Source organism: Arthrobacter sp. 2762 (assembly GCF_040548745.1).
Taxonomy (GTDB): domain Bacteria; phylum Actinomycetota; class Actinomycetes; order Actinomycetales; family Micrococcaceae; genus Arthrobacter.
On sequence record NZ_JBEPSI010000008.1, the window covers coordinates 190538 to 205429 of the forward strand.

Genomic DNA, 14892 nt, shown 5'->3' on the forward strand with positions numbered 1-14892 from the left:
GATACAAGAGTGACCGACGGTCCACTGATCGTACAAAGCGATAAAACCATTCTGTTGGAAGTCGACCACGAGCTCGCTACAGAAGCCAGGCACGCCATTGCGGCATTTGCTGAACTTGAGCGCGCTCCCGAGCACATGCACAGCTACCGGCTGACGCCTCTTGGGCTCTGGAACGCCCGTGCCGCCGGACTCGACGCCGAGCAGGTGTTGGATACGCTGCTGAAGTACTCCCGATTCCCGGTCCCGCATGCACTGTTGATCGATATCGAAGAGACCATGTCCCGCTATGGCAGGCTCCGCCTCGAAAAGGATCCACAGCACGGTCTGGTGATGCGAACTGACGACTACCCCGTGCTGGAGGAAGTCATCCGCGCCAAGAAAATCGCCCCACTCCTTGGGCCCAGGATCGATGGTGAGACCGTGGTGGTTCATTCCTCGCAGCGAGGCCAGCTCAAGCAGCTGCTCCTCAAGTTGGGATGGCCGGCCGAAGACCTTGCCGGGTATGTCAATGGGCAGCCCCACCTGATCATGCTCGATGAAACTGGCTGGCAGTTGCGCCCTTACCAGAAGTTGGCCACGGAGAACTTCTGGGCCGGCGGCAGCGGCGTCGTCGTTCTTCCTTGTGGTGCGGGAAAGACCCTGGTGGGCGCGGCCGCCATGGCGACGTCCTCCACCACAACGCTGATCCTGGTTACCAACACGGTTTCGGCACGTCAGTGGAAGGACGAACTGCTCAAGCGGACGTCCTTGACTGAAGATGAGATCGGCGAATATTCCGGTGCAGTCAAGGAAGTCAGGCCGGTCACCATCGCCACCTACCAGGTACTCACCACCAAACGCGGTGGACTTTACCCGCACCTTGAACTCGTGGACGGCCATGACTGGGGCCTGATCATCTATGACGAGGTGCACTTGTTGCCCGCCCCGATCTTCCGGATGACGGCGGACCTGCAGGCCCGGCGAAGGCTCGGACTGACGGCTACGCTGGTGCGCGAGGATGGCAGGGAAGGCGAAGTCTTCAGCCTGATTGGACCCAAGCGCTACGACGCTCCGTGGAAGGACATCGAAGCGCAGGGCTACATCGCACCGGCGGATTGCGTTGAAGTCCGCGTCGATTTGCCCCGTGACGAGCGCGTGGCCTACGCCATGGCTGATGACGCAGACAAATACCGGCTGTGCGCAACCTCCGAGACAAAGACCCAACTGGTAGAGCAGCTCGTGGCGGCGCACAAGGGTGAGCAACTACTGGTCATCGGCCAGTACATAGACCAGCTGGACGAGATCGCAGAGCGGCTGGATGCTCCCTTGATCAAGGGGGAAACCAGTGTCAAAGCCCGGCAGAAACTTTTTGATGCCTTTCGCAAGGGCGAGATCCAGACGCTCGTGGTGTCCAAGGTTGCCAACTTCTCCATCGACCTCCCGGAAGCTTCAGTCGCCATCCAGGTTTCGGGTTCCTTCGGGTCCCGGCAGGAGGAGGCCCAACGCCTGGGACGCCTGCTGAGGCCCAAGCAAGACGGCCGTTCCGCGCGGTTCTACTCCCTCGTGGCCCGCGACACCTTGGATCAGGACTTTGCAGCCAAGCGCCAGCGTTTCCTGGCTGAGCAGGGATATGCCTACCGGATCATGGATGCCAAGGATGTGGGCAAGGACGCTGCCACAGACGAATAGTCGTGAGGCCATTGCTATTTATCTCCAGCAATTTTAGGATTCCAAGTGAAGCTCTCCGCTTTTAATGGCTGCCCTTGGTCCAGGCAGCCTGGCGGCCAGTCGTCGGCAGTGGGGGTAGCCCGCAGCCAGGGTGCCGACGATTCGAAGGCCTTGAAGAATCTGTGATTTTTTTACCAGAGGATTCCCTATGCGTAAGACCCTCCTGGTCCTGTCGGCAATCATCCTGCTATCAGGGCTTGCCCAGCTCTTTTTTGCCGGCTACTTCCATTTCCAAAACAGCATTGAAGCCCAGCACGAAGCGGGCGTTTATCACGTAATGAACGGCCAATACGTGCTGCGCTATTCGGCGCTGTTGGCTGTGATTGTCGCGGCTATTGCCAAAGCCGGATCCCGAACTATCTGGCTTGCCGCCGGCATCTTCCTCATGACGTGGGTCCAGCTGTTCATCTTCATCATCGGCGGCATGCTCACTGGTTCGTCGGAAGATTTCATCACGCCCTCCGGATCGTGGGTGGCTTCCATCCACCCGGTCACAGGACTGCTGATCATCTTCATGTCCTACTGGTTGTTCAGACGTGCCCGTGCGCTTGCACTCAATCCCCAGCCCCTTCCACCCAAGGCAGCAGCATCGGATGCTTCCGCCTCGTCCGCTACGGCGTGATCAGCGGCGGCTGTGAATATTTCACAGCTACTGGCCGTCGACCTGATGCTGGCCGTCCTTGCAGCCGGCGTCTGGATAGCCGCCGCCTGCATGGCCATTTCTTCAACAGCTGACAGGAGGCCGGCCAAGCCACGCGTTATCGACTTGGCGCTTCTTCTGCTGGGCCTGGCCGTCGTTGCCACGGCGGCGCGCTATGCCTTGCTCCCCGCTTTGGTGGCGGGCAGTTGGTGGTTTGCCAGCGAACGCACAACCATCAGCCTGCCTTTGACCGCCATCCCCGCGGCTTGGGCCGCGATGGCCGGTGTTCCGTACTTGCTGAGGAGGCGGAACACCGGCTCAAAACCTTCGCGGACTCTCCCCAACCGTGCTGGCCGAGCCCAGGAATGGGCTGTTCTCGCCATGGTGTCGGCCGCGGCTTCGGCAATTGCCTCACTTGCGCTGATCTTCGTCCTCGGCCCATTCCCCGCCCCGTGGACGCTGGCGATTCTCTTCTTCCTGGTTGCAGGGACCGTGATGCTAGCCAGGCTCGCGCTGTTCCCTCTGTTTCCTCCGTTCCAGCGTCCGCCCGCTCATCCCGCTCATCCCGGCAGCAGCGCCTCACCCGGCCAGGGCCGTGTGGTTCGCAGGCGCACGACGGCGGCTGCTGCAGTCGCCGGACTCATGGCCTGCACCGCTTTGGGCTCGGGAGTCTTTGCCTGGCTGGGTAGCCGGTCCGCCGATGGCGCGGTGATCGCGGCCGCCGTCGGTCATCACCGAGGTGTCACCGCTGCACCAGTGGTGGCCCCAACTCCGGTAACCAGCTTGGTGGGAGACATCCCTGACAATGCCGTGGTCCGGCACTACGAGCTCACTGCCCGCACGGAACACATAACCTTGCCCTCCGGGGAGTCCACCGATGCCTGGACCTTTGGCAGCCTCCCCGGGCCCGGCATTGAGGCCCAACTGGGCGAGGTCATGGAAGTTGAGCTTAAGAACCAGGACGTGAGCGCTGGCGTGACTCTGCACTGGCACGGTTACGACGTCCCCAACGCCATGGACGGCGTGGCCGGGGCAACACAGGACGCCGTCATGCCCGGGCAGTCCATGACCTACCGCTTCCTTGCTGCCCAAGCCGGCACATATTGGTACCACACGCACCAGGACGCAGCCGAAGGTGTCCGCAAGGGCCTCTACGGCACATTCGTCGTGCACAACCCCACACTGCCTCGCGCGGATACTGACATTGTGGTGGCGGGACACGACCTCGGCGGTCTGGGGTTGCTGGGCTCCTCAGACCGCAGCAGTGTTCATGCGGCCGTCCCGGGCTCCAGCGTTCGGGTGCGCCTCATCAACACTGATTCCCTGCCACAGCGTTACCTTCTGGACGGAACGGCGTTCAAGGTTGCGGCCATGGACGGAACGGAGGTGAACCAGCCCCAGGAGGTCACAGGGAAGCTATTGCGGCTTGGAGCCGGAGGAAGGATGGACGTCACCTTCACAATGCCCGAATCCGAGGTGACGCTGCGCTCTGACTCGGCGGCCAGCGCCGTCGTCGTGATCGCCCCGTCCAGCCCGGACGGGGAGGGTGCTCATGCCGCAGCGAAAGCAGCCGACGTCCCGGAGAAGGCGCGGGATGTCCGGGAGACGGCGCCCGCCGTCCCTGAGAAGGCACGGCCGGGCGTCTTTGCGACGACGCCCGTCCTGGACCTTTTGGACTACGGCGAACCCGTGGCTGGAACACCGGCACCCGCAGAAAATGTCCGGGAGGAAGTGCTGGTGTTGGACCGCCAGTTCCGCTTTGTTGACGGAGTTCCGCGCTATGCGTTTACGGTGAACGGCGCCTCCTATCCCCTGGTGCCTTCCATTGAGGTGGCGGAGGGGGACACTTTGAAAATGACGATCGTCAACCGCACCGCGGAGCCGCATCCCATGCATCCCCACGGACACCACGTTCAAGTACTCAGCAGGAACGGGGTTGCCCCGAGTGGATCGCCGCTGATCCTTGACACCGTGGACGTGCTGCCGGGCGAAGTATGGGAGCTACTGCTGCATGCGGACAATCCGGGCATCTGGATGGATCACTGCCACAACCTGGACCATGCTGCAGAGGGAATGATGATGATGCTGAAGTACGAAGGCGTGTCATCTGACTTCGTACACGGTGGCCATTCCCACAACCGTCCTGAATAGGACGGTTGTGGGCGGATGTCTTTCGGGTAGACGTGCTCAGGCCACCATGCGGCTGGCGTGCTGGATTGCAACGTGATCCACCACTGCCCAGCAATCGGCGTCATGGAGCTGTGCGCTGGCGAAGCGCTCGGCTGATGCCAGGTCCGGAAATTCCTCGCGGCGGATGTGGCCCGAGTCTGTATCCAGGTACGTCACGTGGAACTCGACGTCCGCGGCTTTTTCATTGTGATGAATGCTGATGGGGGCTGCTTCTTTTGCCATGTTTCCAGTGTGGAATGGCGCACTGACATTTTTAGGAGCATCCGTCGGCGTGTTCGGATCCAAAGTCTTGGGCCCGTGGCGTCCTGACCTTCTTTGATGCCCGACCCCCTCGAAGGCAACTGAAATGGGTTGCCTGGAGGAAGCGCCGGCAGCAAAGAGGGTCGCGAACCATAACTTGGAACGATCTGGACTACGGCGTCCGAAGATACTCGGCAGAGACTTTCCTCACCGTAGAGCTAAGGACGTCGAGAACTTTTGATGCTGTCTTCCAGCGCTGCCAGTAGAGCGGAACATCAAAGGGACGCTCGGGGGCAAGTTCAATCAAGCGCCCGTCGGCAATGTCCGGCCCGCATTGAACTTCCGGAATCAGTCCCCAGCCCAGGCCCAGGCGAATGGCATCGCCGAAGTCCTGCGACGCCGGCACGTAGTGCCGCGGCCCCTTCTGTCGTGCTTGTGGAGCATCCGGCCACGATTCCACGAAAGCCCACTGATAGGTGTCCTTTCGGTCGAAATCCACGGCCGGTGCCGTGTTGAGCTTGCCTCCGTCCACCCCATCTGCAAACCAACGATCAACAAAGACCGGAGCTGCCACTGCCCGGTAACGCATGACTCCGAGGCTCTCCACACGGCAGCCCTGCACCGGGTCCGGGGTGGCCGTGACTGCAGCCATGACAGTCCCCGAACGCAGCATCGAGGTGGAGTGTTGCTCGTCGTCGCGGTGCAGGTCAAAGGTGATGTTGAGATCGCTGGGCACACGGGCAAGTGCTTGCAGGAACCAAACCGCAAGCGAGTCCGCATTCACCACGATTGGCACAGCCAGCTGCGGACCGTCCGCGCCCAAACCCAACTCAACGACTGCATCTGCTTCCAACTGGGCCACCTGGCGGGCGAGTCGAAGGACCACTTCGCCTGCTTCGGTGGCCTGCGCGGGATTACTCCGCTGAAGCAGGACCCTTCCGGACGATTGCTCAAGCGCCTTCAAGCGTTGGGACACTGCCGACGGCGTGATGTGCAGCCGGCGCGCTGCCGCATCCAACGTGCCTTCCGAAAGTACGGTGGCGAACGTTACCAACTGCTCAGAGGGAAACTGTGGCATAAGAAAATCTTACGGTACGTCAAAAACATTAGCTGTCCTAAATGTCTTGGGAACCATAGTTTTGAAGAGTGACTTTCTCTGACATCTTCAACTCTGCCGGCCTCGGCCTCGCGACAGGTCTCGGCCTCATCGTTGCCATCGGCGCCCAAAACGCCTTCGTCCTTCGGCAAGGAATCCTCGGCAAACACATAGGCGCGGTTGTCGCAGTTTGCGCCCTCTCAGACGCCCTTCTTATCGCCGCCGGTGTGCTTGGCACAGGCGCGCTGATCGCGGCCGCTCCTGCCGCCGTCGTGATCTTGCGCTTTGTGGGAGCGGCTTTCCTGGTGACTTATGGGGTACTTGCGGCCCGTCGGGCCCTTCGCCCGCAGGTGCTCGTTTCTTCGGATACTGCGTCCCCTGATGATGACGCCAAACGTGGCCTCGCCGCGGTCCTCACCACCGTACTGGCGCTGACGTGGCTCAACCCGCACGTCTATCTGGACATCGCACTTATCGGCTCGCTGGCCAGCGCCCAAGGGACTCCTTTGCAATGGTGGTTCGGCGCCGGGGCCATGCTGGGCAGCATCCTCTGGTTCTGCTCCCTGGGCTTCGGTGCCAGGTTCCTGCGCGGCTTCTTCGCGCGGCCCAAGTCCTGGCGGATTCTGGACGGCGGGATCGCTGTGACCATGGGAGCCCTCGGCGCAGGGCTCGCGCTGGGCGCCTGAGGCGGCACGCAGTCTCCTCACATCAAGCATCCAGATAACTCACAGAAACTGGGAGCATCATGGGTGTCATGAAAAAGAACGGCCCCGAAGCCAAGCTCCTTGTCGTCGACGACGAACCCAACATCCGCGAGCTTCTCTCCACGTCCCTGCGGTTTGCAGGTTTCGAGGTCGTTGCCGCATCCAACGGTCGCGAAGCCTTGGCTGCCGCCGACCTTCACGCCCCCGACCTCGCAGTCCTGGACGTCATGCTGCCGGACATGGACGGCTTTACAGTGACGCGGCGGCTCCGTGCTGCAGGCAAACACTTCCCCGTTCTGTTCCTCACGGCGAAGGACGATACCGAGGACAAGGTAACGGGCCTGACCGTGGGCGGGGACGACTACGTCACCAAGCCATTCAGCCTCGACGAAGTAGTGGCCCGCATCCGCGCCGTACTGCGCCGGACGCAGCCCCTTGAGGATGACGATGCCGTGATCCGGGTGGACGACCTCGAGCTCGACGACGACGCCCATGAGGTGCGACGCGGTGGCACGGTCATTGAACTGTCGCCCACCGAGTTCAAGCTCCTGCGCTACCTCATGCTGAACCCCAACCGCGTTCTCTCCAAGGCACAGATCCTGGACCACGTGTGGGAATACGACTTCAACGGCGACGCCTCCATCGTTGAGTCGTACATCTCCTACCTGCGCCGCAAGGTGGACATCGACCCCGATGCCGCAGCCCTCATCCAAACCAAGCGCGGAGTGGGCTACGTGCTGCGAACGGCAGAGAAGCGCTGACCTTGCTGCAACGCTGGAAATCGGCGTCCCTGAGGTCGCAGCTCGTCGCCATCATCATGGGACTGCTCCTGCTGGCGCTGGCCGCGACGGGCGCCGGTACGCTGACGCTCGTCAAGAGCTACCTGCAAGGCCAGGTGGACGACAAACTCAAGGCCGCCGTCGCACTGGCCCAGGACCAGCAGTCATTCGACAAGCTGTCCGAGCCGAACCCTGCGGTACCCACGGATTACTCACTGACCCTGTACGTTCCGGGGCTTTCGCCGTACCCCTTCGGCGGCTTGCAAAGTGACCGTCCCGCGATCGCGAACATCACTCCTGCCGAGGCCAAAGCGCGCGGCAATGCCCCGTTCCAAGTGAGTGGCACCGCGGGTAGCAACTGGCGTGTCGTCGCCGTGGGCGTCGTGGCCAACGGGCAGAACGGCGTGGTGATTATCGGCCTGCCGCTGACGCCCGTGGACAAAGTCATGGAACACGCCGTACTGGTGGTGGTGGGCGTTGGCCTGCTGACCCTGGTCCTGGCGTTCTTCATCGCTACATGGACTGTGGCACGCTCCTTCAGGCCTCTGGCCCGGGTGGAGAAGACAGCAGCAGCCATCGCCGCAGGCGACCTCTCCCGACGCGTGGAAATAGACAACCCCCATACAGAGGTGGGCCGGCTTGGCGCTTCGCTGAACGCAATGTTGGCCCACATTGAGGCTTCCTTTGCGGCGCGCGCCGCTTCTGAAGCCCGCATGCGCCGCTTCGCTGCGGATGCTTCCCATGAGCTCCGGACTCCCTTGGTCACCATTCGGGGTTTCTCTGAGCTTTACCGCCACGGCGCGCTGGCGACTCCCGAAGACGTCGCCACCGCCATGAGCAGAATCGAAAGCGAAGCCAAGCGGATGGGTTCCATGGTGGAGGACCTGCTCCTCTTGGCCCGGCTGGACGAGCAGCGGCCGTTGCAGCTCAAGCCGGTGGATCTGCAGTTGTTGGCGCACGACGCCGTGGTGGATACCAAAGCCTCATCCGGCAACCGGAACATTACCCTAATCGGACTCGAAGGTTCGTCCCCCACCCCAGCCCCAGTCCAGGGGGATGAGGCCAAGCTCCGGCAGGTTATCGGCAACTTGGTGGGCAATGCCCTTCGCTACACGCCAGAGGGCACCCCCATAGAACTCGCAGTTGGTGTTCGGACCAGTCCTGAAGGGGCGTTTTCGGTCATCGAAATACGGGATCACGGGGCCGGCATTCCTGAGGCTGAGACCAAGAAGATCTTTGAACGCTTCTATCGTGCCGATACCTCCCGCACCCGCGAGACCGGCGGCAGTGGCCTCGGACTGGCCATTGTGGCTGCCATCGTGGGCTCGCATGGGGGCAGCGTCCGGGTGAAAGAGACCGACGGCGGCGGCGCAACTTTGGTGGTCAGCCTCCCGTTCCGCGAGGAGCCCGCGGAGCTGATATCCCAGTAACGCTGGTGTCCCCCATGGCGGCGTTATCCATATAGCGGCTCGTCAACAGAGTGTTATCCACATAGCGACGAATGGTTGTTCCCCGGCTCCAGGCGGCTGCCTAGGCTCGATGTTGTGGCCACGCACACCGCCGCGAGCAGCGGAACATCATCGTCGAAAGGCACCACCCATGAGCGTCATTTCCGTCGACACAGAGCTCCTTCAGCTCAAGTCGTCCAACGTCAAAGCAACCGTTGATCGCATCAGCACGGACGTGCAAGCCATGAAACAAGGACTGGACGAGCTTCAAGCCACCTGGAAAGGCTCAGCTGCCACCAACTTCCAGTCGCTTGTCCTTGAATGGTCCCTGACGCAAAACAAAGTCGAGGCCTCACTGGCTTCCATCAACATGGCTTTAGCGTCGGCAGCCGCAAGCTACCTCGAAGTGGAGCAGGGCAACACCCAGCGGTTCGCCTACTAGGGGCTCCATGCTCCACTAGAAGCGCCAAGATCAGCTGGATAAGAGGTCCAGCTGGATACGACGTCCTGCTTCACACAAGCTCCTGCTTCACATAAGCTCCTGCGGGGCCGGCTGTCTTCCCCCTGTGCAGCCGCCCCGCAGGTCATCAAGCCCGTTGCTTCCTGCGCCGTGCTTCCGGTTGGCTCAGTTTTCGGGGGTGCCCTGGTGGAACCGGAGCCGCCACTGGCCTCGGTCCAGAAGCCAAACGGAACTGCGGAGGGCCGAACCTGAATGCGCGAAACTGCGGTAATTCAGCAGGATAGTGTTCTCACTCAGGCGATCTGCGCTAAGAACTTCCAGCTCAATGGGCTCGCCAGGGTCCTCCTCAAGGGCGACCATCATGGCGTCCCGGGTCCAGAAGCGACCAGAACTGCCAATCTCGGCAAAGTCAGGATGGAGCAATACTCCGATCCTGCCGATGTCAGTGCGCACATCCGGGCGGAGGAGCTCGCGCTCCAAGGCAACCACGATTTCCTCCGCGGGCAATTCCTGTGCGGATGCGTCCTCGTCCAGTTCACTGAAAAGATCCGGCTGACCGAAGATACCCGATTCCCCGAACAGCGTGGGTTCCGAGTGGGATTGGAAGCTGCGCCCGGCTCTGGCCGGGGGAACTGAGGCGGTTGTGGGAACTGGGCGGGTACTCGTAATGCTGCCGGTGCCAGCTGTAGCAGGAACAGGCTCGGCCGAGCCTTGGCCTGAGCCTGTAAACCCCGGTCCGATTGGAGCGGCCGTGCCCTGCTGGAAAGCGGTGGCTACGGCGCGTGCGCGCTCGTCTGCTGCCTCGTTGAGGTCGTGTCCGGCGTGCCCCTTGACCCATTCAAACGTGTATTTGCGTCCGACAATTGCTTGGTCGATGTCCTTGAGAAGGTCAACGTTCAGGACGGGCTTTCCGTCAGCCTTGCGCCAGCCCTTCCGCTTCCACCCGGGCATCCACTTAGTGATGCAGTTGATGACGTACTGGCTGTCGCAAAGGATCAGCAGTTCTTCTTGCGGTACGTGGGCAGTGGAGCGGAACAGGTCCAGGACAGCCATGAGCTCGCCCATGTTGTTGGTGCCGTGGGGCCAACCTCCTGCGCGCCAACAGGAGTCGTCAACATACCAGGCCCAACCGGCCGGCCCAGGATTGCCGAGGGCAGAGCCATCGGCGGCAGCAATAATCGTCATGCCTTCAATCCTGCCAGACCACACAGACACTGAAAGCGTGCAAGCACCCAACCAGATAGCAGGACATGTCGTTCTGAGCACTCAGAACGGTCTGACCTGCTACTCATTGGGCGGCACAGCAAGACGGCGGCCCCCACAAATGGTGAGGACCGCCGTCGTGTGCTCTGAAGCGTGATGCTACAGCTTAGGAGGCTTAGAAGCCGCCCATGCCGCCCATGTCGTCGCCACCGGCAGCCGGAGCGTTCTTCTCAGGCTTGTCGGCAACTACAGCCTCGGTGGTCAAGAAGAGACCAGCGATGGAAGCAGCGTTCTGGAGAGCCGAGCGGGTAACCTTTACGGGGTCGTTGACGCCGGCAGCCAGCAGGTCTTCGTAGACACCCGTGGCAGCGTTCAGGCCGTGGCCGGAAGGCAGGCCGCGAACCTTGTCGGCAACTACGCCCGGCTCGAGGCCAGCGTTGAAGGCGATCTGCTTCAGCGGAGCGTCGATGGCAACCTTGACGATGTTGGCACCGGTTGCTTCGTCACCCTGGAGGGTGAGGTTGGCGAATGCCTTGGCGCCTGCCTGGATGAGGGCAACGCCACCACCGGCGACGATGCCTTCTTCAACAGCAGCCTTGGCGTTGCGGACTGCGTCCTCAATGCGGTGCTTGCGTTCCTTGAGCTCAACTTCGGTTGCGGCACCGGCCTTGATGACTGCAACGCCGCCGGCCAGCTTGGCCAGGCGTTCCTGCAGCTTCTCGCGGTCGTAGTCGGAATCGGAGTTCTCGATCTCGGCGCGGATCTGGGCAACACGGCCCGCGATCTGCTCGGCGTCGCCGGCACCTTCAACGATGGTGGTCTCGTCCTTGGTAACAACAACCTTGCGGGCGGTACCGAGGAGTTCCAGGCCAGCGTTCTCCAGCTTGAGGCCAACTTCTTCCGAGATGACCTGGCCACCGGTGAGGATGGCGATGTCGGCGAGCTGTGCCTTGCGGCGGTCACCGAAGCCCGGAGCCTTGACGGCTACGGACTTGAAGGTGCCACGGATCTTGTTGACGATCAGGGTGGCCAGGGCCTCGCCCTCGATGTCTTCAGCGATGATCAGCAGCGGCTTGTTGGACTGCATGACCTTCTCCAGGACCGTGACGAGTTCCTTCACGTTGGAGATCTTGGAGTTCACGATCAGGATGTACGGGTCTTCGAGGACCGTTTCCTGGCGCTCAGCGTCGGTGACGAAGTAAGCGGAGATGTAACCCTTGTCGAAGCGCATGCCTTCGGTGAGTTCGAGCTCCAGGCCGAAGGTGTTGGACTCCTCGACCGTGATGACGCCTTCCTTGCCCACCTTGTCCAGGGCTTCGGCGATCAGGCTGCCGATTTCCGGGTCACCGGCGGAGATGGAAGCCGTGGCTGCGATCTCTTCCTTGGTTTCGATTTCCTTGGCAGAGGCGAGCAGTTCTTTGATGACTGCCTCAACAGCCTTCTCGATACCGCGCTTGAGGGACAGGGGGTCGGCGCCGGCGGCAACGTTGCGCAGGCCTTCCTTCACCAGTGCCTGGGCGAGAACCGTAGCGGTGGTGGTACCGTCGCCAGCGACGTCATCCGTCTTCTTGGCAACTTCCTTGACCAGCTCAGCACCGATCTTCTCGTAAGGATCGTCCAGCTCGATCTCCTTGGCGATGGAAACACCATCGTTGGTGATCGTGGGGGCGCCCCACTTCTTTTCGAGGACGACGTTGCGTCCACGCGGGCCGAGGGTGACCTTGACGGCGTCGGCGAGGATGTTCAGGCCTCGCTCGAGGCCGCGGCGTGCCTCTTCATCAAATGCAATGATCTTGGCCATAACGGCGGTAGTCCTTTCGGGACAGTCGTTAAGAAGGAACCTGTCAGATGGGGTGCCCGCGACGGACGGTCCTTTGCTTGCGGCCTCTGTATGCCCCGCGCTCCGGACCTCACCCCACCAAGGTGTTTCTTGATCCTCCTGGCGTTCCGAGAGCCATCCGCCCCCGGCGTAAACCGGGCCGCAGTTAGCAGTCGAAGCGTAGGAGTGCTAAATCAATAATTAGCACTCGACCGGGGAGAGTGCAAGCAGAAGCGCCACTTTGCGCTATAAACAAAGGGGTTTCAGCCGTTAGCTGACGCGACCGGGATAAGGACTATGCAACGCGGACGCTTTCCGCCTGCGGACCCTTCTGGCCTTCGCCTAATTCGAACTCCACCCGCTGGCCTTCCTCGAGGGCACGGAAGCCTTCCATCTGAATAGCGGACCAGTGCACGAAGACGTCGTCGCCGGAGTCATCCACAGTGATGAAGCCGTATCCTTTTTCGGCATTGAACCATTTGACGGTTCCCAAAGCCATGATGCCCACACTTTCACAGTAGCCAAGACCGGTTGCCGGGATCTCCGGACCGGAATCAATCCACTGTAACCACAGTCACTATCCGCGCGCTGCTGCCGAGGGGCCCACCATGACTTTTGTTATTGAGGCTTAACCGAGTTGCGGCTTTCGGGGCTGAAACCTACTGAAAAACTGCCGAAAATCAGCGAAATTACTGGTAGCCAGGTCCCACAACAACAACCAGTGGCTGCTGTATTTCAGGAGATTCAACGACCGCGCTGATACCGAGGAGCTTGCCCAGCGCTTCTGCGTTCGTCTTCTGCCCGGGAACGTTGTAGAAGACGACGGACGACTGCTGCGGCAGGCCACCCCAGTTCCCCACAGTTCCCAGGGTCCAGCCATCGCCTTGGACCAGTCCTGCGACACGGCTGGCGAGGCCAGCCGTACCCGTGCCGTTGTAGACGGCTACAGCAACGGTCTTGTCCACGGGCGCTGAAGAAGGAGTTGCGGAGGGTTCGCCCGAAGGTGTGGTCCCCGGGCTCGGCTCACCGGAAGCGATGGGGGCGTTGCTTGATTCGGCAGGTGCAGCAGAAGGGGAGGTTTCGCTCTGCTGGGGCGCCGGCGTCGAAACGCTTGTGGACGCGCCGGGGGCCACCAGGCCAAGCCGCGGAAGTATCAGGAAAGCGACGAGTCCCAGCACCAGTGCGACGGCTCCTACGGTCAAGACCGGCCACAGATTGGGGCGGACTGTCTCTTGGGCGTCACGGTGCACCCCCTGCCGGGAGCTGTTCTGTGGGACCCGGTCGAATTCATCCTTGGCAAATTTGGTCATGGTGAAGCCTTGTCCTTGCTGGTTGCTGCTGACTATCAGCCGGGCGATTTACGCGTCGGACCCCAAACGGCGCGCTGTCCGCGCACGTTGGCGCGACGTACGTAGTCTACGCAATCTCTTCACAAGCATGGGATCGTGGGCCAACGCATCTTCCGTATCGATAAGTGCGTTCAGGATCTGGTAATAGTGCGTGGCGGAGAGATTGAAGAGCTCACGGATCGCCTGTTCCTTGGCGCCGGCGTACTTCCACCATTGCCGTTCCAAGGCCAACATTTGCTGATCACGGTCACTTAAAGGTGAGTCTTTGCGGGTCTCGGCCGCCAGGTCTTCGAGCGCCAAACCGGTAGACTGCGGCGCCATTGGTTCCGGTGCTGGTTCTGCCACGGCACACTCCTTGACGCTGGTTGGGGGAAAATGTCCTACCCCCATGTTACGGGCGAATAACAACGCTGTCATTCGCACCGCCGATGCCATGGAGGAGACAATGACAGGGTGACTGGTGAGGATGCACTGTTTGACCTGGAACCCGCCGGCGTTGCCGATCCAGGCTTCGACGAGCTTATTGACCGACCCTTGGAAGAGCTGATGGCCGCTGATTGGGCGGACGCGTTGCGACCCGTGGAAGGTCAACTCCGTGAGGCTTTGGCCTTTGTTGCGGGTCAGGCTGCCCAAGGGATCCAAGTCCTTCCTCCAGCTACCAACCTTCTCCGGGCTTTCCGCCGACCACTGGCTGACGTCAAAGTACTCATCCTTGGCCAGGATCCATACCCAACCCCGGGACACGCCGTCGGGCTTTCCTTTGCCGTTTCGCGGCATACGCGGCCGATCCCCCGGAGCCTGGCAAATATCTATCGTGAACTCCACGACGACCTCGGGCTCCCGCCACGCATCCATGGCGACCTCACGGCCTGGACGGACCAAGGCGTCCTGCTGCTGAACCGGGTCCTTAGTGTCGCAGCAGGCAGTGCTGGATCACACCGAGGCAAAGGCTGGGAGGCAATCACGACGGCGGCCGTCAGGGCGGTAGCCCATCGCACCGACGGCGCGGGAGGCCGGAGTCCCCTGGTAGCGATTCTGTGGGGGAAGGACGCCGAAGCGGTCATGCCGCTGCTGGATGACACACCGGCAATCACTTCGGTGCACCCCAGTCCCCTGTCGGCATCCCGTGGTTTCTTTGGTTCCAAGCCGTTCAGCCGAACCAACCAACTGTTGTCGGCACAGGGCGCAAAGCCCGTCAATTGGGAACTACCCATCTTGTAACCTTCGACTCATACCCAGGTGGCACCCAACGAATTA

At 61.5% G+C, this 14892-nt stretch carries 15 protein-coding genes; 8 read left to right on the forward strand and 7 right to left on the reverse strand.

Going from position 1 to position 14892, the window contains the following annotated elements; all coding sequences use genetic code 11:
• Positions 1 to 9 precede the first annotated feature (9 nt).
• The 3 genes from ABIE18_RS16015 to ABIE18_RS16025 all read left to right on the forward strand — a co-directional run bounded on the left by ABIE18_RS16015 (position 10) and on the right by ABIE18_RS16025 (position 4498).
• Positions 10 to 1668 carry a DNA repair helicase XPB gene (locus tag ABIE18_RS16015; RefSeq protein WP_216926037.1) on the forward strand — a complete coding sequence of 553 codons (1659 nt, stop codon included), beginning with the start codon at positions 10 to 12 and terminating at the stop codon, positions 1666 to 1668.
• Positions 1669 to 1855: 187 nt separating this feature from the next.
• The gene (locus ABIE18_RS16020) at positions 1856 to 2329 is read left to right on the forward strand and encodes a hypothetical protein (protein ID WP_499723648.1); all 474 of its coding nucleotides are present in this window, start codon (positions 1856 to 1858) and stop codon (positions 2327 to 2329) included.
• 12 nt (positions 2330 to 2341) lie between these two features.
• Positions 2342 to 4498, forward strand: a complete 2157-nt coding sequence (locus ABIE18_RS16025) for a multicopper oxidase family protein (protein ID WP_499723649.1) — start codon at positions 2342 to 2344, stop codon at positions 4496 to 4498.
• Between the two features lie 36 nt (positions 4499 to 4534).
• Here ABIE18_RS16025 and ABIE18_RS16030 read toward each other — a convergent pair whose 3' ends face one another.
• Complete coding sequence (locus ABIE18_RS16030; protein ID WP_477515944.1) at positions 4535 to 4759, reverse strand: hypothetical protein; 225 nt, start codon at positions 4757 to 4759, stop codon at positions 4535 to 4537.
• Between the two features lie 190 nt (positions 4760 to 4949).
• Complete coding sequence (locus ABIE18_RS16035; protein ID WP_499723650.1) at positions 4950 to 5855, reverse strand: LysR family transcriptional regulator ArgP; 906 nt, start codon at positions 5853 to 5855, stop codon at positions 4950 to 4952.
• A gap of 68 nt (positions 5856 to 5923) precedes the next feature.
• On the opposite strand from ABIE18_RS16035, the gene ABIE18_RS16040 reads away from it, so the two are divergent.
• The 4 genes from ABIE18_RS16040 (at position 5924) to ABIE18_RS16055 (ending at position 9246) form a co-directional block, all read left to right on the forward strand.
• Positions 5924 to 6559: a LysE/ArgO family amino acid transporter gene (locus tag ABIE18_RS16040; RefSeq protein ID WP_499723651.1), complete on the forward strand. Its 636-nt coding sequence runs from the start codon at positions 5924 to 5926 to the stop codon at positions 6557 to 6559.
• Between the two features lie 68 nt (positions 6560 to 6627).
• On the forward strand, positions 6628 to 7338 hold the full coding sequence (locus ABIE18_RS16045; RefSeq protein WP_026543233.1) for a response regulator transcription factor: 711 nt from the start codon (positions 6628 to 6630) through the stop codon (positions 7336 to 7338).
• A gap of 2 nt (positions 7339 to 7340) precedes the next feature.
• The gene (locus ABIE18_RS16050; RefSeq protein WP_499723652.1) at positions 7341 to 8786 is read left to right on the forward strand and encodes a sensor histidine kinase; all 1446 of its coding nucleotides are present in this window, start codon (positions 7341 to 7343) and stop codon (positions 8784 to 8786) included.
• A gap of 169 nt (positions 8787 to 8955) precedes the next feature.
• Complete coding sequence (locus tag ABIE18_RS16055; protein WP_499723653.1) at positions 8956 to 9246, forward strand: WXG100 family type VII secretion target; 291 nt, start codon at positions 8956 to 8958, stop codon at positions 9244 to 9246.
• Positions 9247 to 9429: 183 nt separating this feature from the next.
• On the opposite strand, the gene ABIE18_RS16060 is transcribed toward ABIE18_RS16055, so the two are convergent.
• The 5 genes from ABIE18_RS16060 to ABIE18_RS16080 form a co-directional block, all read right to left on the reverse strand.
• Positions 9430 to 10449: an RNase H family protein gene (locus ABIE18_RS16060; RefSeq protein ID WP_499723654.1), complete on the reverse strand. Its 1020-nt coding sequence runs from the start codon at positions 10447 to 10449 to the stop codon at positions 9430 to 9432.
• A 193-nt stretch (positions 10450 to 10642) separates the two neighbouring features.
• Positions 10643 to 12268: a chaperonin GroEL gene (gene groL / locus ABIE18_RS16065; RefSeq protein ID WP_442005923.1), complete on the reverse strand. Its 1626-nt coding sequence runs from the start codon at positions 12266 to 12268 to the stop codon at positions 10643 to 10645.
• Positions 12269 to 12581: 313 nt separating this feature from the next.
• Positions 12582 to 12785, reverse strand: coding sequence for a cold-shock protein (locus tag ABIE18_RS16070; RefSeq protein ID WP_216926027.1), 204 nt, complete (start codon positions 12783 to 12785; stop codon positions 12582 to 12584).
• 190 nt (positions 12786 to 12975) lie between these two features.
• Positions 12976 to 13596, reverse strand: a complete 621-nt coding sequence (locus ABIE18_RS16075) for a LytR C-terminal domain-containing protein (RefSeq protein ID WP_499723655.1) — start codon at positions 13594 to 13596, stop codon at positions 12976 to 12978.
• Positions 13597 to 13644: 48 nt separating this feature from the next.
• Entirely contained in the window at positions 13645 to 13980 is a 336-nt protein-coding gene (locus ABIE18_RS16080; RefSeq protein ID WP_431118552.1) for a DUF3263 domain-containing protein, read from the reverse strand.
• 108 nt (positions 13981 to 14088) lie between these two features.
• Here ABIE18_RS16080 and ABIE18_RS16085 point away from each other — a divergent pair, with 108 nt between their 5' ends.
• Positions 14089 to 14856: a uracil-DNA glycosylase gene (locus ABIE18_RS16085; protein WP_499723656.1), complete on the forward strand. Its 768-nt coding sequence runs from the start codon at positions 14089 to 14091 to the stop codon at positions 14854 to 14856.
• Positions 14857 to 14892: the final 36 nt, after the last annotated feature.